This is a genomic window from Mucilaginibacter sp. UYP27 (assembly GCF_040547175.1).
Lineage (GTDB): Bacteria > Bacteroidota > Bacteroidia > Sphingobacteriales > Sphingobacteriaceae > Mucilaginibacter.
In genome coordinates, this window is sequence record NZ_JBEPPE010000001.1 from 1 (window position 1) to 26,968 (window position 26,968).

At 43.6% G+C, this 26,968-nt stretch carries 16 protein-coding genes; 10 read left to right on the plus strand and 6 right to left on the minus strand.

All coding sequences use genetic code 11. The features are described 5' to 3' along the window. Positions 1–59: 59 nt before the first annotated feature. Positions 60–431 carry a recombinase family protein gene (locus tag ABIB39_RS00005; protein ID WP_354426534.1) on the minus strand — a complete coding sequence of 124 codons (372 nt, stop codon included), beginning with the start codon at positions 429–431 and terminating at the stop codon, positions 60–62. Between the two features lie 143 nt (positions 432–574). On the opposite strand from ABIB39_RS00005, the gene ABIB39_RS00010 reads away from it, so the two are divergent. From ABIB39_RS00010 to ABIB39_RS00025, 4 genes are read left to right on the plus strand one after another with little or no spacing between them, the layout of a single operon-like run. Next, a complete protein-coding gene (locus ABIB39_RS00010) occupies positions 575–1,903 on the plus strand; it encodes a hypothetical protein (RefSeq protein WP_354426535.1) in 1,329 nt (442 codons plus the stop codon). Next, on the plus strand, positions 1,873–2,547 hold the full coding sequence (locus ABIB39_RS00015; RefSeq protein WP_354426536.1) for a condensin complex protein MksE: 675 nt from the start codon (positions 1,873–1,875) through the stop codon (positions 2,545–2,547). The genes ABIB39_RS00010 and ABIB39_RS00015 overlap by 31 nt, the downstream gene beginning before the upstream one ends. Beyond that, positions 2,544–5,885 carry a hypothetical protein gene (locus ABIB39_RS00020; protein ID WP_354426537.1) on the plus strand — a complete coding sequence of 1,114 codons (3,342 nt, stop codon included), beginning with the start codon at positions 2,544–2,546 and terminating at the stop codon, positions 5,883–5,885. Before ABIB39_RS00015 ends, ABIB39_RS00020 begins: the two co-directional genes overlap by 4 nt. Next, the gene (locus ABIB39_RS00025; RefSeq protein ID WP_354426538.1) at positions 5,882–6,841 is read left to right on the plus strand and encodes a hypothetical protein; all 960 of its coding nucleotides are present in this window, start codon (positions 5,882–5,884) and stop codon (positions 6,839–6,841) included. The genes ABIB39_RS00020 and ABIB39_RS00025 overlap by 4 nt, the downstream gene beginning before the upstream one ends. 382 nt (positions 6,842–7,223) lie before the next feature. On the opposite strand, the gene ABIB39_RS00030 is transcribed toward ABIB39_RS00025, so the two are convergent. Both ABIB39_RS00030 and ABIB39_RS00035 read right to left on the minus strand, forming a co-directional pair. Further along, positions 7,224–9,164, minus strand: a complete 1,941-nt coding sequence (locus ABIB39_RS00030; protein WP_354426539.1) for a hypothetical protein — start codon at positions 9,162–9,164, stop codon at positions 7,224–7,226. After that, a complete protein-coding gene (locus ABIB39_RS00035) occupies positions 9,164–10,324 on the minus strand; it encodes a hypothetical protein (protein ID WP_354426540.1) in 1,161 nt (386 codons plus the stop codon). The genes ABIB39_RS00030 and ABIB39_RS00035 overlap by 1 nt, the downstream gene beginning before the upstream one ends. 453 nt (positions 10,325–10,777) lie before the next feature. Here ABIB39_RS00035 and ABIB39_RS00040 point away from each other — a divergent pair, with 453 nt between their 5' ends. Together ABIB39_RS00040 and ABIB39_RS00045 are read left to right on the plus strand one after the other, a co-directional pair. Beyond that, the gene (locus ABIB39_RS00040) at positions 10,778–11,866 is read left to right on the plus strand and encodes a dsDNA nuclease domain-containing protein (RefSeq protein WP_354426541.1); all 1,089 of its coding nucleotides are present in this window, start codon (positions 10,778–10,780) and stop codon (positions 11,864–11,866) included. Beyond that, entirely contained in the window at positions 11,863–13,590 is a 1,728-nt protein-coding gene (locus ABIB39_RS00045) for a hypothetical protein (RefSeq protein ID WP_354426542.1), read from the plus strand. The genes ABIB39_RS00040 and ABIB39_RS00045 overlap by 4 nt, the downstream gene beginning before the upstream one ends. 11 nt (positions 13,591–13,601) lie before the next feature. Here the strand turns inward: ABIB39_RS00045 and ABIB39_RS00050 are convergent, their stop codons facing one another. Next, entirely contained in the window at positions 13,602–14,678 is a 1,077-nt protein-coding gene (locus ABIB39_RS00050; RefSeq protein ID WP_354426543.1) for a hypothetical protein, read from the minus strand. 188 nt (positions 14,679–14,866) lie between these two features. Here ABIB39_RS00050 and ABIB39_RS00055 point away from each other — a divergent pair, with 188 nt between their 5' ends. Together ABIB39_RS00055 and ABIB39_RS00060 are read left to right on the plus strand one after the other, a co-directional pair. Further along, the gene (locus ABIB39_RS00055; RefSeq protein ID WP_354426544.1) at positions 14,867–15,943 is read left to right on the plus strand and encodes a ComEC/Rec2 family competence protein; all 1,077 of its coding nucleotides are present in this window, start codon (positions 14,867–14,869) and stop codon (positions 15,941–15,943) included. Beyond that, the gene (locus ABIB39_RS00060) at positions 15,936–20,816 is read left to right on the plus strand and encodes an nSTAND3 domain-containing NTPase (RefSeq protein ID WP_354426545.1); all 4,881 of its coding nucleotides are present in this window, start codon (positions 15,936–15,938) and stop codon (positions 20,814–20,816) included. The genes ABIB39_RS00055 and ABIB39_RS00060 overlap by 8 nt, the downstream gene beginning before the upstream one ends. Before the next feature lie 29 nt (positions 20,817–20,845). Here ABIB39_RS00060 and ABIB39_RS00065 read toward each other — a convergent pair whose 3' ends face one another. Next, a complete protein-coding gene (locus tag ABIB39_RS00065) occupies positions 20,846–21,373 on the minus strand; it encodes a hypothetical protein (RefSeq protein WP_354426546.1) in 528 nt (175 codons plus the stop codon). Between the two features lie 53 nt (positions 21,374–21,426). Then, on the minus strand, positions 21,427–21,720 hold the full coding sequence (locus tag ABIB39_RS00070) for a hypothetical protein (protein WP_354426547.1): 294 nt from the start codon (positions 21,718–21,720) through the stop codon (positions 21,427–21,429). A 1,238-nt stretch (positions 21,721–22,958) separates the two neighbouring features. On the opposite strand from ABIB39_RS00070, the gene ABIB39_RS00075 reads away from it, so the two are divergent. Both ABIB39_RS00075 and ABIB39_RS00080 read left to right on the plus strand, forming a co-directional pair. Continuing rightward, positions 22,959–25,487: a cation-translocating P-type ATPase gene (locus ABIB39_RS00075; protein WP_354426548.1), complete on the plus strand. Its 2,529-nt coding sequence runs from the start codon at positions 22,959–22,961 to the stop codon at positions 25,485–25,487. Beyond that, positions 25,484–26,599, plus strand: coding sequence for an Acg family FMN-binding oxidoreductase (locus ABIB39_RS00080; RefSeq protein ID WP_354426549.1), 1,116 nt, complete (start codon positions 25,484–25,486; stop codon positions 26,597–26,599). The genes ABIB39_RS00075 and ABIB39_RS00080 overlap by 4 nt, the downstream gene beginning before the upstream one ends. The last annotated feature ends 369 nt before the right edge of the window (positions 26,600–26,968 follow it).

A 26,968-nucleotide genomic window follows, 5' to 3' on the forward strand; every position in this document is an offset into this window, starting at 1 on the left:
GAGTTTCCAACATCCCCACAGTTACAACAACAATAATTATATTTTTGAATTAAATAAGTCTATAAAATACCAGTCCGAACTAAGGGAGGGTTACAGATGGGCTGATCGATAGCCATAACTGCAGCATTATGTTTTCGTAATATCCCTATCATTTCATAGGCGTACTGAATGTTGCGACTAAACCGGTCCCATTTGATAAATAAAATATTATTTCCCTCTTGAGATGATTTTTTTCTGATCGTGGCTAATAATTTCTTCCATTCTGGACGGTTGAAATTTTTTGCCGAAAAATCCTCCCGGAAGATGCCTTTAACTTCTATATCGTTATGGCCACAATATTTTAATAATCGGTCCTCTTGCTCTGGTAGGGAATACCCCTTTCTTTTTTGTTCGTCTGTACTAACGCGGACATATAGGTAAGCTGTTTTCATATTAATAGTGTATAAGTCTTATTATAAGTTCAGCATTTTTTTAAAAAGAAACAAAAACAGGAACTTATGGGCGATGCTTTCTTGTATGATTATTTTAGAAATAATAATATTACATTTATCGAAACCCGATACCTTTTCTATTCATGCAAGCATCAGATCTGTATAAAGAAGCGAAACAGCATTATCACCAGTTGGTGCCGGATCGGGAAGACGGGCTCATCCTACTTGCGCTTTATCAACAATACGAGGACAGGGAATTCACGGAGGAACAAATCATCGATATCATTACACAGGTGTTTGTGGACCTTGGACGGGAAAATAAACGAATGGCTTATGAGCGGAATAACCAGATCATCATCCGGCTGCAGGAATTCTTTTTATGGCGAGACCGGAACCGGAAGATCTACCGGTTCAAAAAATATGGGGAAGAGTTCTGTAAACGGATTAACAAGCGTCTAGCGGAAAGTTATAGTCCGGCAAAGATCAAACGCATCTTTAATTACTTGCTGGATTCGCTGCAAAAAAGTAAAACAGCGGAAGGGCAAAATTTCAATACCTGGGTGGACGATCATTTCAACGCACGTAGCAATGAGTTGGCCGAACAGATCGAGATCCTCGATCAGCAGGTGGGTGAATCGGTGAAGGAATTCAAGGTGAAGTTTAAGGCGCAGCATGTCAATATCGTCCGGTTAATCGATACGGTCATGAAGGGCCTGGAAATCATTAAAGCGCATGCAGCGGAACTGACCAATGCTTTTCAGACGACCTACGATATCGATGAGCATATCCAGAGTATACTGGAAAGCGCTGATGCTTTTCCTTACTTGGATAATATCCGCAAAGTACAGCACTACAATGACCATGTACGGGCGCACTTGGAGCAGATCAGTATGCGTATCGATAAGATCAAGCCCCAGATACGGGAGTTTATTTTTGAGTTTAACCAGCGGGAACTAGACCGAAAGACGGACCGGTTTATCCATTACCTGCTGAACCATTCCTCCTACCAACGATCCGGCGGGCAAAAGAAACTGGAGCTGCCGGAAGCGGTACCGCCTTTTTTGGTCAGGCGCAGCGACACGGCGGCACGGTTCTATATTGTTTCCTCGCGGGACCTGCTGCCTAAGCCGCCGGTCAAGCCACCGGTGCGCGAAATTGACCAAGTCCGGAAGGCGGAAATGATCACGCATAATGAGCAATTGCTATATGTCAAGAAAAGGATCAGTTTTTGGTCAGAATTGGCTATGGCTTTGATACGAGACGAGGGCACACTGGATTTCTCCCCCTTATTTTTCCGGATACTGGCGGAGGAACAGGGTAATCTGCTGATTCCCGTCCGGACAGCACAGCGGGTGGTCAAACTATGCCGGGACCGGTCTTTATTTCACATCAGCGTCCGACCGGAACCTGATGTTAATGCTCAATTTAAACACCTTTCTCTATGGAAAATGAATATTCGGCGGATCAACTGAACGCCTGTAACTTTTTAAAGGACAGGCAGGCGCGGGAGGTCTTTGCCCGGCTGGACTATGCGCTGAAAAGCGGGATGCATATCCAGCGGGAACACCCTAAGCCGGGGGCGCTTTACCGCTTCCTGGAAACGAATTTTGACAGCTTAAAATTGTACTATGCCGACTTCTTTGAGATGCTGCTGACGAAGGGCGGAGATGACTGGAACTGCTATTATTATATCGACTTTGAGGAAGGTTCCAGGGGGAATATTCCGAACAACCCGCAATTCCGCCAATATCTGAAACCGGAATTTATTCTGGTCGGCTTACTGCTGTTCAAAGTATATAAGCTGGATGCGAATATCGAACTGAACAAGGTATCAGATTTTATAAGTTTACTTTACCAAGAATACGAGGAGATCATGGGAAAATTGCAATTACTGCTGGCCAGGGTTTCCAGTGATACGGGCTCAGATTTTAGTGATGACAAGCTCAAAGATATTATTTTCAAAGCTTTTGCGGAGTTTGAACTGTTGGGCTGGGTCTCCCGAGAGGAGGATGATAAAGACTTTTTTGTTTACCAGCCTTCCTTTGAGCGTTTGCGGCAAATGTATTATCCCCAGATCGAAGGCATTGATGAATTGTTAAAAAAATCAGCCAAATGAAAGCACAATTTCCTCGGATATACGGCTTGTCGACGCTGGGCATCAAGCAACATTTTAATTGCGACTACCGCTTTCATCCCTTACGGACAGATTTCACCGGCGAGAGCGGCAGCGGCAAAAGCATGGTAACGGACATGATCCAGTTATTACTGGTGGGCAATGCGGAATTCCGGTCCGGGACGCATGGCAACCAGATACGGGACACGAAGGGCATGGTGCTGGAAAGCAAGGCCGGGCGATACGGACGTGGTTATATCCTGCTAAATATCGAGGTCTCCCCGCGAAAATTTATCACGCTTGGCGGTTATCTCGAAACCTCGGGTAATCAGCTGCAATCTTTTATCATCCAGGAGGGCTATGACTGGGAAGATATGCTGAAGCCGATGGATAACCCCGTGTCTTACCGGGACTTGTTGTGCAACGAGGAAATGGAAACGGTAGACGAATTGCAAAAGAAATACACGAAAGGTTACCTGAAGGTCTTATCCTTAAATAAATATCACCGGTTGCTGTTTAAAGCGGAACTACTGTCTATAGACCTGAGTGCCAATAAACAAAATCTGAAAAGTTTTGCGACCATTCTCCAGGCCTTTTCGCGCGGCCGTGGTTTTCATACCGATTCGGAATCGTTGAAAACCTTCCTTTTTGGAGATGAGGACCGGATTGCGCTGATGGATAAATACAAGGAAGAGGTGCGGGGGATCAGCGCGGACTTCCAGCAACACCAGCGCTACCAGGAAGAAATCAACCTGATCCACCGTAAACAAAGATCCATCGAAGAGGTGGCCGGACAGTTTCATGTTTACCAGGAACTCCGCAAAGAACTGGTCACCAATAAAACCCTGTTCTGGCACGGGGAACACCGACGGCTAGTGGCTTCGGGGGCTATCCTGCTAGAAGATTTTATCAAAAACGGTGTTTCCAGGAATCTGGTTTGCAGCAGGTTATTGAAAACCGAGCGGGACGATCTTTACCGGCAGTGCCAGGAGCTGGAAAACAGCCAGCGGCTGTTGCGGCAGGCCCAAAGTGCGAAGCGGAATACGGATGCGAACCTGACAGCGGAGCGTCAGGCATTGAGGCTGCCGGCGCAACAAAAAGCACTAATCGATGAAACGGACCGCTGGCTGGCGGGGCAGGGTAACGAACTGGAGCAGGTACGGACCTGGTACAAAAGCGAGCGTCAAAAGTCCCTTGACCGGGAAACGCGCAACCGGTTTATAACCTACTTGGAGGAACAGGGGCTGCGGGCAGATTTTGAGGCTTCTCCCTGGTATATGGATACAACGGTAGCGGCGCAAAAGCAGGCAGCGGCCTTAGCGGAACTCAACCGGGCGATCCGTCAAAAGGAAATCTTTTCGGTATTTGCTGACCTAGATAATCCTGCTTCATTGGCGGCCTGGGCAGTCCGGGAGCTGGTATTTCCGCTCTCGCTGGAACAAGAGAGCCTGCTAGTGCATTTCCAGGACCTGCCCAGGCTGGAACCGGAAACTACTGCCGGTGTGCGCTACCTGCCTTTTCCCGAGCAATTATTAAAAACACCTGTGATTGCCAAAAGTTATGCACATGGCTTTTGGGTGGCTTTAACGGGCGTTTATGAATTCGTTGACCATGTGCCGCAACGGTACCTGAACACGCCTTCCCCATCGGATCTGGCCCAGCAATTACGCGGAAATCAGCAAAATGCTTTGGCCGAACTGGAAACATTACGGGCACAATTAACTAAGATAACATTGCTAGGCGAACGCCTAAACGCTTTCTCCGGCCTGGCCGGAGCAATTGCCCTTTATCAAAATACGGCCTTGACCAGTGAGTCGCTTGACCCTGTTTCGGAGATTACGGAAACGGAGTTTATCAGGCGCCTGGAAATTTATAGCCAGAAAGCTGCCATTCTGGAGGAATATGAAGAAAGGCAGCGGGCGATGGATACGGTTTACCGGTTTTCGGTGGCTGCCGATACGGACTGTGTCCAATATGAAGGGACTATCGCCCGGATCGGCGATGAGCTGAAAAACCGCTATGGCGCGATTGATCCGGAAGCAGGTATTGCGGAACGCGAAGCGAACTTGACCCGTTTGGAGGAAGAACTGGGGGCTTTTCTCGGCCTTTATGAAAAAGCTGCCACCTATCCGGGAAAGCTGGAAAATGGCTTATTTGGCGTCGCGCCGAACCTGACGCGGCTGATCACTTTGAAATCAGAAACAGAAGCCACTTATATCCAAGCAGAAAATGCGCGGGCCGCGAATACGCGTCAACTGGAACAATGTACCCTGAAACTGGAGGAAGCACAAACGGAATATATCCGCTTGTTTGGCCAGCTTTATGAAGCGGCTGAACTGGTTACCCTGAGTTTGGGCAACCCGGAAGAAGGCAGCAACAGCCTGAAAGAACGCTGTGAGCAGGCACACACCAAATTCACGACGCTATATGATACGGCGGGCGAAGGTTTGGACGACCAAACGGTCTTAGCGGATTATTCAGTGGGGGTATTGGCGCATAAGCTCTTGCCGACGGTCTTTCCGACCAGCGAAGTGGATGAATTGCTGATCGGGCAGCAGATCGCACAGCGCCTACAGGAACTGACCAATGATATGAAAAAGATCGGTTCCCGTAAGCTGGAGATCCTCAACCGCATCTTTTCTGACGTGCACAAGGTTTATAACGGGTATCTTGACAAGGTACACCTGATTCATAATTACTTGCGGAACAAAGATCATACGATTACTGGCGGCAACCATGCCTCGCTGCTGGCCGGCAAATCGGTGGATTATCCGGACGCCTGGATGATCACGTTCCGTAAGCGCCTAAGCGAACAGCTGAATAATCAGGGCTTGTTTGAGAAGTTGTACCAGGAAATGGACATTAACCAGCTGATGATCGATGTATTCCGGGAATGTGGCGGGACTTCTAAGGTTACTTACGAAGAATTGCTCAACCCAAAATCTTATTTTGATTTGAAGTTTGAGATCAAGCTGGACAGCGGTCAGAATAATGCGGGTAGTAATGGGCAGACTTACACGGCTAACGCTTTGCTTTGCCTAGCCAGGTTGTCGTTGATCGAGGATAAAGACCGGGGCGGGCTGAAATTTATGCCGATTGATGAGGCCGAGGGTTTAGGCGGCAATTATGAAATGCTGCATGACCTGGCGCAAAAGGAAAACTTTCAACTAGTGACAATGTCCATTGAAACTGCGGGCGAAATCCGACCGGGCGAACAATATATTTATATTATGCACGATAACCGTGCAGCCGATGAACAAAGCTATGTACCGCCACTGGCTATCTTCAGCGACGGTCAGCTGTGGGATGATCTGAATGCGGTATTAAATAAGGACATATGACGCGAAAACTGAACTGGCCGGTATTAAAGGCCCTGCACGCTATTTATACTAAGGGCAGCACTTCGGCGCAGGTGCAGGGCGATGATTTTATCAAGTATTTACTGGATCATGGGCAGATCAGTCATAAACACGGTAAACTGAAAACTTTGGTACGCGATGATGGCTTTGATGGTTATTACCGGCAGTATTATTTGGCGAAATTCCAATACTATATGGATTTTCTGGAAAAGGCCGGGATTGATACGGATGCGCGGAAGACATTTACGGAAGACGATATCCAGACGCTGATGATGATCTATGAAAACCGGGCAGAGCTGGCGGCGAAACTGGTCAATGTAGAGGATTTTTCAGCGAAGATCTTTGAACAACAGGGCTCCAAGTACCTGAAGAAAAAGGCTAGTGTGCGTAATGCGGTATTGAAGATCCTGGGGGTGGCGGACTTCTCGCAAAGTAGCAGGGAACTACAATGGCGACTGGTGGTTGACCATACCCATCCGGAGGCAGTCATCCTTTGTGAGAACCGCTCTTTTCTCAAACAGACTTGGCTTGCCTCGGAGCTCACAGTCAAATTGTGGCAGGTGGGCGGTAATAATATTAAGATGGTTGACGATATTGACCACATGGATTTGAAACGCCCTATTTACTATTCTTGTGATTGGGATTTTGATGGTTTATCTATTTTTTGCAGAATCAAAGCTAAACTGTCGTTGCGTGGGGTGAATATCCTTCTGCTTTTTCCACCGCCTCCACATATGCGTTTACCAGTAGATTCCTTTGAGCATTATAGCCGCTGGTCGGCTGATAAGCCTTTTTCGGGTTTGTCAGTTGGTGAGTTCAAAAACCATGAAAGAGAATTGATACAGGAACTGATATCAGCCAATCAATGGATAGAGGAAGAATCCAGTCAACTGGGCGAAATGTACCGTTATACTTTGGAATTGAATTCTGGCAGTTAAAGCAGTTAATTGCGGAGATTCACTTTAGACGAAGAACTCTTTACCCGTAAATACAAAAAGGAGAGATTTGATATTTAACAATCAACTTTCATAATATGCCCTGCCTCCAGCTGTCTTATTCTTTCGAACAATAGTTGGCCTGATCCAAATAAGCTTGGTTTGTGACAAGCGACTCCAAATAGTTGAATTCTCCATTGGCCTCTTGCCAGTGCGGCTTAACTTATGTGGTATTGTGTTCAGTTTAAAGTGTTCTTGCAAATTATTCTCACAAAAATGAATGCTTGAATAGTTTAATTTATTTTGATTGTTGGGTGTAGGCTTTAAATTAAGCATCTATAAAGGATAAAAATAGCGTAATAATCGGCGATCTGAAAATGTCCCGTTAAAGGTTAACTGTAAATAATCTGAATGCAGCGGGATCTGCAATGTTAAATTTAGCATTTGACCATATTTCCAGGTAGAAAGATGTCGCTATACGCTGCTTTGCCTGCTGATCGTTGAAGACTAATCCATGCTCGTTCTTCTTCCAGGCGTCTGGATCTTTCACAAATTCCGCATCTATTTCCTCGTTAGTTAACTCTTTCAGAGCAATGTGCAATCTGTCATAATATAATTGGTTATTTTGAAATATTTCCAGTTCAAAGGCATTTTCAAATTGTGTTACTATAACCTCGTTGCGAATGGTATTACTGTAAAAAGTAATTACCGGCATTTCTTTGTAATGTCCGAAATCGCTAAAGTCATCCTGGCCGGTCCGATGTTTGAAATCAGGGGACTCGAACAGGTTGCTTTTGTAGCTGAACTCTGGCGGTATAATGATCAGGTTGGGCTTAAATCCCGCCGCGGTCAGTTGGGCCAGTTGTTCGTCTATACCTGTTAATAAATCCTGATGGTTTGCCGGCTCCTGTACGGATTGAATAACCTTGGTTAAAAAACCACCATCAGTTCGCCTGCCAGCGATAGATCCCAAATCAGAGCTTCCATAGATCTGCTGGAAGTTATTTTCTACAAACATGGTTCTAAACCTCGGCAGTAACAGATTTGACCCGTATTTGAACAGCCCTTCAGTGGTATCTTTTATCGCCTTATTACCAAAATGGTCAAAGATGGAATAGCTTAAACATTGTCTTTTCCATGCTTCTGCCAAGCTGCTTTTAAACTTATCTACAAGTTCTTGGCTGATTGCTTCCTGGACGATATTTTCATTGGCCTGCGCCTGGTGATTAAGTCTTAATTGTTCAAAAACAGCGGTAATTTTGCGTGAACGTTCATCAAAAATTTCTTTCACTGCTGCACTTGCTTCATCCTTTGTTAGTTGTGTATCAACTGCAATTCCCAATGCTATTTGCCACTTATTCAGATGCTCTCTGAAGTATGCGAGCATTTTGGTCACCGCTTCCGGCAAAAAGGAAAAATCACGGTCATCCTGTATAACTGCAATCATGACATGAGGCGACTCGCCCTTGAGCATGAAATAACAAAGGCCATAAAGTATCCAATCGTAAGGGGTTGGCGGGGAAAAAATCTTATTATTTTCACGCTCCTGGTAATCCCAGCCCGATAAGCCTAAATAATAGGTCGATTCCTTAGATCTAATATAAATGACATCGTCAAGAAGGTCCTCAAAGAACTGATAATGTAACTCGATATTGTTAAAAAGTAATAGAAACCGCTCTTCCGTTATGTCGTCAAGCGAGTATAGAAAAATAACCCAGCTTACCAACGATAGCGTTGCACGCCGGTGAGTAACAAATACAATCTGTTTATCGGTCGTTATCTTTCTTAAATTACGGACTTCTTCAGCTGAACCGCCATTTCTCACCAATTCCTGAATATCAAAGCGGATATCCAGATCTTCGGTCTGTTCGTTAAATGAGTTGTATTCATTTAAAGCATACAAGATCTGCTTTGGTTCGGGTAGGCTGATCAAGTAATGATAAAATGTCAGGACACCTTCGTAATAAAGTAATAGTAATGGAACATCCGCTTCTATCTCACGATCCCGGATACCCGACCTGAAAAAATAAGAAAGCGCCTTGAAATTCAAGCTGGTTTGGGTTACCACTTTATTACTGGTATCCTTGTCGCTGAATACAGCCACTAAAAAAGAGGTTGGAAGGAAGATTAGTTGGTTAACCACCGAGTATGATTTCTTGCCCAGCCCTTCAATAACTTTTGTAAAAGTGAATTGCAGAATTTTCTCTGCTGCAGGAATATTTCGGCGGTCATGTGCCCTTACAAATGCCTGATAAAGTGTGAGATGAAAATCCGCTATAATAGTTGATTTCAGTGGCCCGTTGGCGTTTCTAATGCTTCGTATCATTATTCCCCTTTTAGATAGATGGCGTATAATTCATTCATGTCTGAAAGTGCCTGTTCCAAAGCTTCCATATTTCCGGTTTCTGCGGATGCGATTAACCGTTTTTCAAGCTTACCTTTTTCTTTGGAATATGCGGTTTCTGAATTTAAGGGATTTTGGATTAAGAATCCCCAATTAAATAGCTTTTTTTCCCAACCACTTATCGTAACGCCATCTTCAAAATATAGCACGTTTGCGTTTTCCGGCAATGGCTGAGAGTAATGAAATGCGGAAAATTCCGTGGCCTCTTCAGTTTGCAATCGCTTACCTATCTTCTTCTTTAACAGTCTAATGATAGGAAAATATATATCCATCAGCAGTGCCGTGGGTTTGTTTTTGATCGCTAACGGCGAATAGCCGTCTGATGTAAGATGAGTTGGGTGAGGTTCGAGTGTGAAAGAATGGAAAGTATCTGACAGTACGTTACGACTGTACACCATAAAGCGCTCATTGAGATACTGGAATTTAGCGGTCTTTACCAGATTGTTTGTAGCGTACTGTGCAATGCGCTCGTCGCTCAGAAACTTCAGAATATTGCTGAACAGATAAGCTATTGACAAGATGATTGCCATTAAGATTATGCTACTGTAAATGGCGAAGTTTCCGGTGGTATACGGCAAAAAAGTGTACTTATAGAAGTTCATCCCAACAATGAAAAACATGCCCGTGATAGATATGGCAAATACATAATATAGTTTGGTTACCCTGAAAATATCCTCGAAGGTTTGCTGGGTTTTATTCCGCACGCTCTCAAATAAAAAGCCAATAACTACGAAGCTCAACCCGATGATGGTGGCTGACGCGCCCATGTTCTCACTGATCATATTGCCGCCTTTATCTTCCGGTATGTTAACAAGCATTAGAAAATGCATTTTGCTTTGAACAAAATCGATGGAAGCTGAACAAACTAAAAGACCGACAATAGCCGTTATAGCTGTCACAATAAATGCAAATGTCAGGTTATTGGTTTTTAAGGAAAGATTGTACCTGAGCTGCTCCTTTCTTAATTCGTAAAGGAAAAGCTGATCTTCTTTTATAATATTCCAGGTTTTGCCAACGAGTGTGTCATTGGCGGCGGTTCTGTTTAAGACAATGAAAAGATATTTTTTGAGCGTATTTTCCACAAGCCAGCGATTAAATAATGGATAATCTGACAACTGCCCCTCTTAAAAATACTATGCGGATGATTCAGGTTTATCAGCGGTAAGATAAAGCTATCTGTACAATTTAGCAAATCCAAAAATCTGACCTGGCGGCCGGATAGGAAACAGTTGCTGTTCAAAGATACTTTAATGACTGAAGAGGCGCTGCCTTAGTTCATATTCAAGCTAGTGCTTTTGAAGACTCTGCTTTTCGATAAAGTATTTTTCAATCTGTTCGGCTAAGGCGCAAGATTTATAACACATAGAAGAAATGATTTGTAATCTTGTCAAGCCAATGACGTATGAGGGATCCTTCGGGCATCAAGCGTATATTTGAGATTATCAATATAATTGCCTTTAATTTTCATTATTAATGAAAGTGCCATTTAAAATTGTACTTTCATACCACCTTAAATATCACCATCACAATGGCCTATGAGTAAAAGTGTCAACGCCGGAGTTCACAACGCGATTGGAATCGAGTTTCAAAAACACTGTGCACTATTCCTTTTATTTAATAATTACAGTACTTTAAAGGGGGGAAAATATTTTATCTGCATTGAACATCATGATGATGTGTTATTTTGCCACCAGGGAGTTTTAGATGAATTAACGTCTATTGATAGTTATCAGGTAAAAAAGACCTCCGAAAAATGGGGATTAACCAAGGATTTTATTGATATCATATCCAAAATAGCTGGCACTGGAATCGAGTTAGAAAATGATTTGATGCCAAAATCTTCCACTTACAAACATAATTTACAATTTACAACAAACCACGCTATCAATCTGCTAATTAAGCAGAAAAAACCATTACCAAATATATCTGAATTGATTAATGAGTCAAACTCATTAATGTTCATTACAGGGCTTCATCAAAAGTTAAATGATAAGATCGCTGCCGAGATAGAGGAATATTGGAAGCCGGATAAAGCACCGTTAGCTCAAATAAAAAACATTTCTCTTGCATATATTGATTTACCAAAAAAATCTCAGCCAACTATAGACCAGCTTGTCGGTCTTTTTAAAAGAGCTGTAAATCCGGACATAATCGATGCTTCTGCTGCTGTCCATACCCTTATTAAACTTTTTAGAGAGGTAGAAAACACATTGAATAATGGGAATATCTCTAAACTAATGGATACTTCAAAGCGCGTTACAAGTGAACAAATCACTAAGGTCATTAATATCATAAACACCAGGCAGAAAGCCTATAATTTTTGGAGGGACGAAGGTAAAGACTTAGCTAAAAAACTAAATATCACCATCGCTGATCAAATGGGCTTTGAGAAATTAATTGAAGATAGCTTCGACTTTTTTAAGGATCTTAAACAAGCAGAACATCGAAAAATTTTGAATTTCGTTAAATCAAATATTGCATTATTACATACAACTGTAGATGAAGTCGAATGTATAAATGAACTTTATAACAAATTTTTAACAGGGCATAATACGCCGTTGTCGGATAAATTACTAAAATCTGCATTGGTAGCTGCATACATTGAAACGAGAGGTACGTTATGATTTTTAAATACAATAGCCTATTTATTTTTTCTGAAAAGAACTCTTTATTTTTTTTCACAGAATTTTGTGACCACGTGAACCTAATACATGGGCCAAATACATCTGGAAAAAGCACATTAATGCAGTCTTTGGTGTATGTTTTTGGCATCAATGATGTTAAAGAGCACCTTGAAGAAATATTAGCATTGGATGTATTTTTTCGCTTGGATTTCAGTATCACCACAGATGGCATAACGGAAGATTTAATACTAATCAGGGATAGTGGGATATTATATATTAAAAGAGATGGCCGACCGACATTAGTATTTAACGGCGTAAACGGCAATAGCTCTTTCGAACACGTCAAATTAAAGAAATACTTTCATGAGCTATTCGGTTTTACACTTTTTTTAGAATCAAAGGAGGAATTTAAACCGGCACCCATAGAAGCTATATTTTTACCCTATTACATCTCACAATCTGTTGGTTGGGTTTATTTAAGGAAATCATTCAGTAGTTTGGACTATTATAGGAACTTCAAAGACGATTTTTTGGACTACTATTTAGGCATAGAAACGGCATTGGATAGAGAGAAAAAAAAGCTGTTGGAAGCTGAAATTCTCAAACTGCAAAAAGAACAAAATTTTCTAACTGAAATGGAGCAAAATGACCTGTCTTTACAAGTAATGAAAATTTCGGATGAGGATTTTACTGCAAGATCGCTGGCATATTTAGAGGAATACAAAAAGCTTCAAGACGAAGTTGCCCAGGCGGAAAAGGAGTATTTAGTTAGATGCAATGAATTGAGCTTTTTAAATGAAAGAAAATCGGTCATAACCAGGATAAAAAACAATCAGATTAAACAGCAACCCGAAGATGACAATTGCCCCATGTGCGAACAAAGCTTACCAAATAGTTTTGAACGCGTGTATATATACCTCCAGGAAAACAACGATAGCATCGAACAATTAAAGCTGGTAAAGGAAAAGATTATAGATGTACAGTCAACGGTTAATTCTTTAAGGGGCAGCATAGAGAAGCTAAAAGAAAAGATCAATCTTAATTATCAAATATTTAAGAGTTATTCAGAACAAAACATTTCTATGGATAGCTGGATGAGCACAAAGGCAAATATTAAGCTTGATGAAAATATTGTCAATAAAATCGGCAAAATTGCGATTGACCTTAAAGCTAAAAATGATGAAATGAGTGGTTACAAAACAGAAAAGCAAGTTTTAGAAGAAAGAAACCGTAAAAGCTACGCATTCAAAGATATGTTTGAAAAAAGCTTAGTAGAAATGGATGTCAAAGCCCTTACAGATGAGCGCTTCACTTCTCTTTATAAAATTGCTGCCTTTCCTTTTCAAGGTGTTGAGTTACATAAAACAGTGATGGCTTATCATTTTGTTTTAAATAAATTAATCTCAGAGTCTCCTAATATCCACAGGCTTCCTTTTGTCCTAGATGCTGTTTTTAAAGAAGATATTGACGAGGAAAACAAAGACGTTATTGTAAATTTCATAGCGAAAAACAGACCGAAAAAAACCCAACTATTTTTATCCATTTCGGAAAAGACTGATAAACCAAGTCAGGTAGCCCGCTACGCTAGTGAATATTTCAAGGGCAATGCAAAATTGATTTTAATTGGCAATGGAAAAGATAAGCGGGCGTTACTACGGCCTTACAACAACGAACAGCCTTTATTATTAGAGCAATCCCTTAATATAATCAATAATGTAAACTAGCGCGCAGAATGTCAATCTTGTATCGGATAACTTTCTCTATACCCTTTATAAATCATCTCAGTGATTGATTCATCAATATGAACTTCTAAATATGCAGGTGCAGGAGGCTCAAATTTAACTAAAATTGAATTTTCTTCATTATCTCCATTTGTCAGAACGGTGGTAAAGAAAAAACCACCATCTTCCTTCTCTATAACAAAAGTGCAAAGCACATTTGATGAACGAAATCCTTTATACTCAGGAATATCAAATTGATCTATATTTTCTCTTTTGATATCCAAGGGCAATACACCATACCTTCTAAACTCGCTAGCCAAATAGGTATTAATCGTTAACACTTCCCCATGATAAGTATAATGCATGATTAAAAAAGGCTCATTAATAATTGCAGTACCAGTTTCATTCAGTTTGCTATGACAGATAACAAAAGTGTGGTCGTCCATCTTTTTAAATTTGCCACCAGAATATTCGATGACTTCAAATCCGGCTCCCCATGCCTCAACGATGGAATCCATGGTATATCTTTCCTCTGCAATAAACATTGATAAAAGACTAAGGTTGATCGTGCGCGCTTTGTCTTCGTCGCGATCACCGGCATTTACCAGTGCCAGTTTTTCAAAAAAAGCATTCTTGCCACTTCCAGTAATTAGTCCCAGCTGAACTAAAGAATCTTCATATTGTTCCCAATTTCCGTGAGTATGGACGCTTGGATGGAATTCTTCACCCAAATATTCTACAATGAAAACCAGGATACAACAATCATCAATAGCGTTTTTATCATAGTCAGCCATGAATTTTTTTAAATTAGCTTCGGTTGATTCATGGTAATTGAAAAAGCCTTTGATATCCTTTAAAAAGTCAGTCATTTGATAAACGTTGCCGGCTAGACCTAATGCGATCGTGTCTTTTATAACGTAGATCTTTTGTTTTAACTCAAAAGGATAACTGGCGTTATCAGGAAGGCTGTCATCAATATTAGATAGAAATGCAGGGATTTGGGCAGCTGGCCTCGGGGCATCTGAAGTGGTTAACAAATCCCCTATGAGAATAGGTCGACCATAATTGGCAGTAAAAGAAATAAGGGTCATCTAAATCATATTTATCTATTCACGTAAATTATCATTCCATAATAGGAATTCCAAAACCGGAGTTAAAGAAGCACATTCAACTCCTAATGAAGTTTAATAAGGTATGAATATAAGGCAAGATAAGTGACAATATGTCAAAAAAACTGAGAAGGCACAATTGATGGTATGGTTAGTAAATCATTGAGCCTATGGAAATTGGAGACCATGCGATAACATTCACTTATTTCGATGTCGGTACCGGCGATGCGATATGGATACGTTTTTTAGGGAACGACCAGCGATGGCACCATCTGCTGGTCGACGGCGGCTATGGTTACGCCTACAAGATGGCGTTCGGGCCGTTGATCCGCCAGATCCTTGGTCATCAAGAAGTGATCGACTTTTGGCTGATCAGTCACATCGATATGGACCATATTGGCGCGGTATTGGGCCTTTTTGGGGACAAGAAGCTCAAAGACAAGGCTGCGATCGTTCGTGAATTCTGGTTCAACCATTCACCCATGCTGATCAAAAGCTGTAATGGCAAATTAGCGGTCAAGGAAGGAGTGGCCTTACGAGATTTCTTAAAACCACTTGGTCTGCTGGCGGAGTCGCCTATCCTAGGTAGTGAAAGCAGAATAGACCTCCACGGCCTGAAAATTACTGCCCTGACGCCGACCGCAGCAAAGCTGGCAACTGCTGACGCATTATGGCAAACCGAAGAAAAGGGCGGCAAATTGGGCCGGACGGCCGAACGATCTGATCATCGCGAAACCATAGATGCTTTAAAGGGCAAGCGTTTTTCCCCTGATACTGATCCAGTGAACGGCAGTTCGATCAGTTGTCTGCTGGAATACAAAGGGTTGCGTTTCCTGTTGCTGGCCGACAGTCACCCGGAGGATGTGGTCACGGCGCTGCGTGATCTGGGCTACAACGAAAAGAAGCCTTTACAAGCCGAGCTCGTGCAGCTTGCCCACCATGGCAGTAAGGCAAACACCAGCCCGGAACTGCTCGGTCTGTTACGCTGCGAACGGTTTGTGGTGACTGGCAATGGCCAGGCCAATGCTCATCCGGACAAGGAAACACTGGTGCGTGTATTAACGCATCCGGACCGCGCCGATACACTGAGTTTTGCCTTTCCTTATGGTACTTCCGAGGTAGTAACCCTTTTTGCCGCGGACGGCGACGCAGCAGCTGCTTACAATTTCACCTGCGAATATCCCCAGGAGGACGAGCATTCGCTCAGCCTTTCTTATTTACCTATTGAATTACCTGCACATGACTAAGAACATATCTCAATTAGCTACATTAAAGATCGAATGCAACGGCGCCACAGGCACTGGTGTACTTTTTTTCCCGGCGCCGGAAGCTGAGGAAGCCTACGTCTTTACCGCGAAACATTGCCTAGCTGGTAAGGAATTCGATCAGACCTATAAAAATGAGGACATCTTATTGAGCCTGCTTTTCAACCCTGCTGAAAATAGTTTCTATGGATACCGGCTTAGCCCGACAGATATCGTAATGACCTCTGATAATGCCCGTGACCTAGCATTGCTCATCCTGCCGAAACAACGCATCCTGGATCTGGTCGGCTCCGAATATCAATGCCTCGTTGCTGATACTTCCGCGGTGCTGAGCAATTATACCATTCGTGGATTCGCCGATTTTAACGACCAAACCGCGGACCGCCCGTTTGCACTACAATATGTGGAAGATCAAAAAGACGATCAAAGCCTATTTTTATTACGCACAGATCAGCAGCTGGACACCTTCCGCCAGGCGGCCCTGGATAATCTGGAAGGATTGTCCGGTTGTGGTGCTTGGGCGACAGCGAAAGGATCCACCTACCTGACCGGCATTGTTCACAATTATGAAGAAGGTAACGTATTTACCGCTACCAAAGTGCTCGCCTATAATTACCTGATCCCGGCCGGCAGATACCCGCTGATCGTTCCGGTGCGGCCGGAACTCGACAACGATGTGCTAAATACCTTTGAAAAAATGACCGAAAAGCGTGCTGAAGTAGATAGCAGAACACGGGAGACGGTTGGCGACATCCACATTCCGCGTGATAAGGCGGCTGTGCTTAAGGTTTTGGACGATCATCGTATCGTGGCGATCCATGGCAAGCCTGGTGTCGGTAAATCAGCCCTGGCAAAAGCCCTGGTTGCTCATTTGAAAGACAATGGACAAGCATCTGTATTGACCCTGGCGCCGGAAAATTTCTATGCTGAGACATTTAAAGCGGCACTTGTGCAGGCCGGCTATACAGCTACGCTCGAACAATTATTGAGTAGTCCGCTGGCAGGCGGGCGCTTGGTGATTTGGATCGAAAGCTTTGAAAAATTACTGGAATCTGGGCAGCAGGGTGCTTTTACGGACCTGCTCCAGTTGCTGAAAAAACATCCAAGGCTTTGCGTTGTGGTAACGACTCGCGATTACCTGTTACAAAAGTTCAAGATCAATTTCCATTTCGAGCTGCCGCAGGGGGATATCTTTTATGGTTTGGAAACTTTTTCTGACGCGGAATTGGCGATCATCCGGGATAAGGAGCCAGGGTTAACGGCCCTTTTTGATAATCCACGCATCCATGAGTTCCTGAGAACGCCTTACTATTTGGATAAGGCGCTGCGTATCCTGCCGCACCTGCTGAAAGAAGACCAACTCGATGAAGCCGGGTTCAAGCGTATCATGTGGGAACAGGTCGTCGAGGCCGGGGATGCCGAACGAGGACAGATCTTTTACGAGCTGACCTTGAACCGCGCGCAACAATTGGCCTTATACATGCTCTCGGCAGCACCCATCCCAAAGATCCAGCAACTCGTCGCTGACCATATCCTTCAGGTGGAACCCGGTGAACTGGCCAACCGCTATAGCCCGGCACATGATATCCTGGAAGATTGGGCTCTCATCCGCTATATCAAACTGAAACGCCAGGCAGCGGCTTTACCCGGCGAGTTTTTGGCTGAACTTGAACGGAGTCCGGCCATTCGCAGGGCATTCCGTTTATGGCTGGAAGAATATGCACGCCAGGAGCCCCAAAATTATGCTAGCTTTATCCAGGAGGTGCTCCTGGACGAAGGCATCGAAGCCAGTTGGAAGGATGAGGTCATGGTGGCTAATTTGCGTTCAGCCCATGCCAGATCCCTGTTCGATGCGCTGGGCACGCGCTTGATGGAAAATAGTGGTGCGATGCTGCGGCGGGTCATTCATTTGCTGCAAACCAGTTGTAAGGCCATTGACCCGCAACAAAGGGACCTTGATGCCTTCATCCCCACAGGCTCTGGCTGGGATGGATTGATCCATTTCGTACGGCAGCACCATGCGCAGATCCTGGCCATGGAAACTTTCGAGTTCGCGTATCTTTCGGTGATCGAGGATTGGGCTAGGCAATTGCCGCTCTTCGATCCTCAGCGTTTACCTGCTGCGGCCGCAGACGCGGCCTGGCTCTTGGAAGACTTTCTGCACAGGCACCAAGACCAGATCTGTAATTACCGCCGGGGACGTCAGGATATCTCAAGCCTAAAACAATATGCCAAAATATTGTTCAAACTGACCGGCGCTGCTCAAGAACTTGTTAGGGCCATGATCGAAGCGGCAAGCGAACCGCTTTCTGAACATCCACGCTGGAAAAATACGGATGTCCTGGACTGTATCCGGGACTATGCTACCTCGGGGATAACAGCGGACCAGTTTTGCAAATACTTTCCGGACTTGGTCATCCAGATCGCCGCTGAGGATTGGCCGGTTAAACTCAAGACCAACCGGCCCGGCAGCCTGATGTCAATGATCGTTCCCCAGCCCGACAGCAAGGACTTTGGTATAGAAGAACGGCTGGATGATGAACTGGATTTCGCCAGTGCTTATCAAAGCTTCATGTACTGGATGATGCGCTATCACCCGGCAAAGGCGCTGGAATTTTTCATCCAGTTCAACAATAAGGCCATTGAACGGAACCAGCAAATGTTAAGAAAGCTGGAAAGCGAAGAGCTCTTAGACCTTGTGGTCAAGTTTGACGATGGTACGACCAAAACCTATTATGGCACACACACTTATTGGGTAATGTTCCGGGGGAATAACGCGCGCAATCGGTTGGTGAGCTCCATGTTGATGGGGCTTGAAAAAGCCTTGCTCGAAAAGGCGAGATCCAGACAAAATGGTGAGAATGAAGTCCGCGCTATGCTCGGAAAATTGGTGTTGGAGACCAATAATGTGAGTGTCCTGGCGGTCGTGACCAGTATCCATCAGGCCTTTCCCGACCTGCTGGACGAAACTACGGTCCGGCTGCTCAGCGTGCCGCAGTTCTTTGCCTGGGACCAAAGCCGTTTTTCGACTGACTTTATGCCGCCGAATCTGTATCATAGTGATCCTGAGGAAAAGGAAGAACGGACGCAGTCACATCATTTAGCGCACCGCCGCCGGCACGGCCAGGGATTGACCGGCTTCGTCGCTCATTATATGTTCTATTATGGGAAGCTTAATGAAACCTTATTCGGGATCATCGACGCTTTATGGGAAACGGCACCACCCGACGACCTCCTTTGGCGAAAGTTCCTCTTTGATATGGACGCCCGCAAGTACCGTTTTGAGCCTGTGGAAGTGCCCGGTTATGAGAACTACCGTCAGCTCGTGCCCGGTTACGAGGAGCAAGTGCAAGAAATGCGCCGCATCCGTTCAGAAGATTCGCCACCGACAAACGCGCTGTGGCCGAATCATTTATTTGAGGGCAAGGAGGATGCTGAAAAGTCGGTTACCATGTGGCGTGCTGTTCGGGCCGGCTACCAGGCTACCGGCCGGGGCAACTGGTTCATGACCTCACCGGGGACGCTGGCTACTGTCGGCCTGCAATATTTTGCTGAAGAACTTAATGATGAAGAGATCGCCTGGTGCCAACAGGAACTGCTTAAACGTGCCGAATTACAATTGCAAAAGCGGGATATCTTTGATATGAGCTTCAGCTCTTTCGATCAGAATGCCCCGATGATGGGTATGTCCTTCCTCTTCAAGACCAAAATGCCCCCGGAGATAGAGACTAGGGCGAAGTCCTTATTGTTCCGTTTATTGACCGCACATATCGATGAACGACCCACCAATCACCTCCAGGCGGGAGTCGCTTATCATCTTCACGAGATACGGCCGGACCTCGCGCTGCTCTGCTGGTACGGAATGCTTCATCACCTGGAAAGAAAAAGGCTGGCTGACGAGGAATATCGCCAGCGGCGAGAAGAAGCTGAATTTGGCATCATTGAACCAGAGCCGGTCGATTCCGAAGACGAGACCTGGCGGGCTGCAATATTGGAACAAGTGGTCAATGGTGCGATCCAGCTACCTAAAAAGGTCGATGCCACGCTTACCCATGGCACAAGCTGGTTATTGGACGATGCATTGAATACCATTCCCCCAAATACCGGTCTGCCGGCCCAGCACGATTTTATACAACAATTGTTCGGGCAGCATTTGGCTTTTCTACGCCTGTCATCCTTTAAGCGTAAGGATGATTTTTACCGGAATCGCGCCACCCTGCGAAATGTTTACGCGCAATATTTGCTTATGCAAACCCCGGAGCGGGCTTCGGCGCTCTTTACCGAGCTATTGGACCTGGCGGACACCAAAGCGCAAAGGCTCGAGCGGGACACTGTCAATGATTACCTAATCGATATCTTAAAACAAATGATCCGCGGGATCGACGGTTCGAACGTGAAACAGTTTTGGCTGCTCTGGGATCAGCTGCGCGAGTGGACATTGACCACCAAGAGCCCCTTGTTTTTTGACCTTTTATTCCTCGACCTTGACTGGAACGAGCGCTTTGAAGACTGGTGGGTGCTGGAAGGTAAGAAAGCCCTGTACAGCGAGTTTATTCCCAACTTCGGCTTCAACCGCATCAATGTGACCGTGAAATTTTTGAGCGGCATAGGTTTCCGTAAGTTCATGCCGGATTCCATAAAATGGATCACGCAAATGCTGCAAAGTGAAAATGGTTCCCGCCTTGACCTGAAGATCGCGGAAAAGTTCGTTCAAAAAGCCTTTTTTAATTACGGTCAGACGATCAAGGGTGATCACCAGATCCTCGTTTATTTTGTCTATATTCTGGAAAAACTCATCGAGCTCGGCTCTGCTAAAGCCTATATGCTACGTGAAGAACTTATTTATTACAAGTAAAATAGATAAATTCATCTTCAATGACAGATTCATATTTTTCGTTGCTCATTAAATATAACTTGTTGGTAGTTCAATATTTTACCTAAGTCTTTTTGTTGCACCTCATCCCATTTTTCATTCGTTACTTTCGCAAGGTTGTCCTTTTGTTTTGATGAAAGGTTGGACAATTCCTGGTCTAAGAAGATGACACGTTGATAGAAGTAATTGCCTATTAGCGGCTCAAGCATACCGGCTTCATCTAACTGGTAGCTGCCGCCAGTAAAACTGATTTTAGTATTCACGAAAGATTCTTCATTCAAACCATGGATTGGGACAATAAAGAGCATCCTTGGCAATTTAAAATACACGAACTTATGTTCATCATTGCCCGTAACGCCAGCATTTACCTGCCTGGCAAAGTAATGGATAAAACGTAGCGGAAGTTCAATTTGTTCAGATTCTTTCGGCGCCCTGACATCTACTCCGCACAATAAGTGCACCCTGTTGAAATCCGGAACAGCTTTCTTTCCAAGTAAATAGTTCCGATAATCCGTTTCCAATTCAACCAATAATTTCAAATATGACTGGTCATTTTCTGATCGAACAAAGTCCTGCTTTAATAACCTCCAAATCACCGATACGACGAACCTGAAAAATCGCTCATCATACGCAAACCACGAGCTTCCTCATTGATAATCGGGTAGAAAATTCTTGAAGCGAAGTAAGTTTCTTCATTGCCAAATGATTGCTCACATTTGGCACAAAGCATTTCGTAAGCAGGGCCATCCTGAACTCGGATATTAAAATTGTCGCCGCCTCTTAGATACCCTGAACCTGTTTCCTTAAGCCACTTGAATACAAACTTAGGAATGATATGACTATGTTTTAACTGTGCGATTTGTTCGCATAAAATACATGATTCCATAATTGGAGTAAGATATGTAATAGTTATTTAGCCTGGTAAAATGAGTGTTTTCTAAGTGCGAATTATTTTTCCTGATTGTTTTATTATTAAAGTATAACTGAACATTATCATAATCAATTGGAAAGCTTATCAAAATATTGATATTTCACTATTTGAGAAAATCAAGCTTTTATCTTAAAATCGTTGGTGTTTTCAATAATTTTCTTCGCAGCTACAATTGCCTCTATATCACGATGAAAGTTAGAACTTTTGCCGCTTCCTTCTACACTTAACGGGCAAGTCAGCTTTTTTAGCAGACTTGCCCTTATTTTTTGACTCAAAAACAGCCCTCAGGGCATCCTCGTAAGTATCGGTGATGATTTTTTTATACAGGACTATCACAGTCGAGCTTAGCGCATATTTTCAAGATTTTTTTCAAATGCGTCATTCACTATTTTGGCATTAAACCTCACCGCTTTAATACGGCAGCGATGCAGGTTTTAAGTGATTGGTATCAACCTTGATTGTGACACGGGTCACTGTTGTTAAACAGGCTATAGACGAACTTTATGACGTGAGAAAATCTATCTATATACTCTTAATATTCGCTTTGGCGGTCCTTTTTGGCTGCAACAATGGTAAGAAAACCGCTGCGAACTACATGGATAGCCTGACAAGGCTACCGGGAAATTTGAGGCCTGATCAACAATGTTTTGTCGCACTTTTCGGAAAAGACAGCGCAAGCTTGATCCTTAACCATTCACCAAATGGTAAGGTTACAGGACAACTATACATCAAATATTATGAAATTGAACCAATGTAATTCGAAAGTGAACTGAATATTGGCAAGATCGATGGTGAATATAAAGGGGATACTTTATTTGCCAACTACACCTTTACAAGTTGCACACACAACAAAACCATATACACTAACCCTATCGCTTTATTATGTAAGAGCGACACCCTTATCCTCGGTGCTGGTCTAATAGTCAACTACCTGGGCCGGTCTTATTTTGACAAAAAAAAGCCGCTTGATTTTCAAAAAAGCAGGTTTCATTTTAAGCAGGTCAACAGTAAATAACAGTCTGATGAGGTTAAAGAATTGCAACCGATTCTGATGGAACTTTTACCAAAAATGACAGCGTTACACCGGAAACGATAAACACCTTGCCGAGCGTTAAAGCTGCGGGTACAAAAACTGATCTTTATCTTGATATCGTGGTTAACTCGGAAAACAAAACCTTTAATTAATTAGCTAAATGTTAACAGAAAAGATTGATATAATCGGACTCAACTGCGCTAAGGTGACAGCGTCCAGATTAAAATACGGGTCAAATACCTTGTCGTTTAAAAGCGAAAATGGGTTTGTTGATGCCGTACAGGGTTTGGCAAAAGAGCCGATGGTGCTTTTACTTTTAGTGACATCCTGCATTTATTTTATCAGCGGAAAAAGCGGCGATGGCGTTTTTTTGGCGTCGGCAGTTGTTTTAGTTGCAGGTATTTCATTATTTCAGGACTCGCGCAGCCGCAACGCGCTTGAAAAATTAAAAGATTTTAGCCAGCCTTCCTGTAAAGTCATAAGGAACGGCATGGTCAAAGAGATTAAGAGTAAAGAGATCGTACTTGGCGACATTCTTATGGTTGAGGAAGGGACTTCAATTCCTGCGGATGGCACTATCGTCCAATCGAATGATTTTTCGGTGAATGAAAGTATCCTAACGGGCGAATCATTAGCGGTTTACAAAGATAAAGATGCTACCGATCATTTAATTTTTCATGGTACCACAGTAGCAAGCGGGTTAGCTATAGTTACTGTTAGGGCTATTGGCAACCAAACACGTTTAGGAAAGATCGGGAAAAGCCTGGAAGATATTGTGGAAGAGAAAACACCCCTCGAACTACAGATCAACAACTTTGTAAAAAAGATGGTGATCGCCGGGGTGATCGTGTTTCTGATCGTTTGGGGTATCAATTACTTTCATTCTTATAATATACTGGATAGCCTTATCAAAGCACTCACATTGGCCATGAGTATCCTGCCGGAAGAGATCCCGGTCGCCTTTACGACCTTTATGGCATTGGGTGCCTGGCGGCTGATGAAAATGGGCATCGTGGTTAAGCAGATGAAAACCGTTGAAACTTTAGGCAGCGCGTCTGTCATATGCACCGACAAAACCGGCACCCTAACTGAGAATAAAATGAGCCTGGCTAAATTATATCTCCTGCAAACGGATTATATTTCAAATGCTGATGACATAACCGGCGAAGCTGAAAAGGAATTGATAAGGCTGGCGATGTGGGCAAGTGAACCGATACCTTTTGACCCGATGGAGATTGCCCTGCACGAAGCTTATACTAAAATAGCCTTTGTTGATGAAAGACAGGATTACCACATAATCCATGAATATCCTTTAGGCGGCAAACCGCCGATGATGACACACCTTTTTGAAAATGCAAAAGGACAACGAATTATCGCAGCAAAAGGGGCATCGGAAGCTTTGATTAAGGTCAGTGAAGTGTACGATATAGAGAAAGACCGCATTAACGCAGCAATTAAAGATCTCGCTGCCGATGGTTACCGCATATTGGCTGTTGGCGAAGCCGATTTTGCAGGTAATGACTTCCCGGCTACGCAGCAGGAATTCAAATTTAACTTTAAAGGCCTGGTTGCGTTTTATGATCCGCCCAAGAAAAATATCAGTGCCGTATTGCAGGATTTTTACAAGGCGGGCATCGATGTGAAAATCATTACGGGCGATAATGCGGAAACCACGGGTGCTATAGCCCGTCAGATTGACTTTAAAGGTTTTGACAAGGGTATCAGCGGTGATGCACTTATGCAATTATCTGACAAAGAACTTGGCGGGAAGGTGGAAACATTGAACGTTTTTACGCGCATGTTCCCGGATGCCAAACTGAGGATCATCAATGCCTTAAAAGCTAAAAACGAGATCGTAGCCATGACCGGTGATGGCGTGAACGACGGGCCGGCGTTGAAAGCAGCGAACATTGGCATCGCGATGGGCAAAAAAGGCACCGAAATTGCCAAACAGGCAGCATCGCTGATCCTGTTAGAAGATGATCTTTCCAAAATGGTGGATGCCATAGCAATGGGCAGGCGGATCTATATCAACCTGAAAAAGGCGATCCAATACATTATCTCCATCCATATCCCTATTATATTAACGGTATTTATTCCGTTGGCATTAGGATGGATCTACCCCAATATATTTTCGCCTGTGCATATCATTTTCTTAGAACTTATTATGGGCCCAACCTGTTCCATAATTTATGAAAACGAGCCGATTGAACAAAATACGATGCTGCAAAAACCCCGTCCGTTCAGCACCACTTTCTTTAACTGGAAAGAATTAACCACCAGTATCATACAGGGGCTGGTGATAACTGCGGGAACGCTGGCAACATACCAGTACGCGGTAAGTAAAGGAGCAGATGAACATCTGACCCGTACGATGGTATTTACCAGCCTTATCGCCGCCAATATATTACTTACGCTGGCGAATCGTTCCTTCTATTATTCGCTGCTGACGACTATCCGCTATAAAAACAACCTGGTTTTGCTGATCATCGGGATCACCGTGCTTATATCAGCATCGCTGATATACATTGGGCCACTGGCTGGTTTCTTTGGTTTCGAGCCATTAAGCCTCTTAGAATTTGCGGTATCCGCAAGTATTGGCTGTGCTTCAGTGATATGGTTTGAACTTTTCAAATGGCGAAAAAGACTAACAAACGGGAAAATTGCTGCTAATTATGCTTCATCATGAAGAGAAGAGAATTTTTAGGCGCAGCAGGGGGGGCGGTAGTTATTGCCGGTGCTACGTATTATAGCTTCAGCGATAAAAGCAATTTTGTAAGGGCCGATCTGAAGCCGGATAACCAAACCAAAACGCTGTTAACTAAGGATGAACGGCAAATACTATACCTCGCTTCCCTGGCGCCGAGCGGACATAACACACAACCCTGGTTTATTAAACATATAGAACCTTTGCTTTGGGTCATTTGCAACGATAAAAGTAAGTGGTTACCGGCTGTTGACCCAACGCAACGGGAAACGATGCTATCTATTGGTGCATTTATTCAAAATTTAGCATATGCCTCAGATAGCCTGGGCTATAAATGCCAATTCAGTTTAATGGCCAATACTAACCAGGATGAACAAGTAATGGAAGTAAAACTGACAAAGCCGGGAAACCAATCCAAGTACGATACAAAAAGTATTGTAGAACGGCGAACTGTAAGATCAAACATACTTCCTGGAGCATTGAAAAATGAAGATATCAGGCTGCTGATAAGCAATGAACCGGATCTGGTTCATTTCATACCACGTACAACTAAAGTATATCAATATCTTAATGAACAAACCATCGAAGCCAATAAAGTCCAATCCTACCGGAATGCCGCCCAAAAAGAACTGGCCGACTGGATCAGGTTTTCCAACAAAGATGCAGAGAAATACAGGGACGGCCTCACCCCGGGGAGTATGGAAATAGCAGGCATTTCCGGTTGGGTAGTCCGCAACTTTTATGGGAAATCCAATGTGATGGGTAGTAGCTTCAGAGATCAGAATATTAAGCAGGCAGAGCAACAGGTAGCATCCTCAGCAGGCTGGTTTTTGATCACAAGCAAAGACCAATCTGTGATTTCCCTGATCGAAACCGGGATGCGGATGCAGCGGCTTTTCTTGAAAGTCAGAAGTCAAAATATCGCCATACACCCGATGACCCAAATATTGGAAGAGCCATCCATTCATCAAGGCCTTAACGTTTCTATAAGCATTACTGATCCGGTGCAGTTCATATTAAGGACAGGCTATGTAAAGGATTATCCCGCCCCGGTTTCATTAAGGCGGCCGGTAGAATGGCTGATACATTCCTGATTATTATTTTACCGTTTATGAGCTGTCAAAAAAAATGAAAACGACAAAAGGACAAAATTGCCTGATAATTTATCCGAACAACTTTTTATACCTTTAATAAATAACTACCTGTATGAAAGCAAGAAAACTTGGGAAAAATGGGCCAGAAATATCTTCTATTGCCATTGGCACATGAATGGATACTCCGGCTCCCGATGAGCGAGAAAAAAGCAAAAAAACAAACAATTGAAACATTAAAAGCATGCGATTGATTCTGGTATAAGTTTTTTAAATACTGCTGATTTTTATGGGATGGCCTTTATCAAGCTAACGATTTACGAGGCCATTAAAGGAAGACGAAAAACAAGCACGTTTTAATACAATACCGCT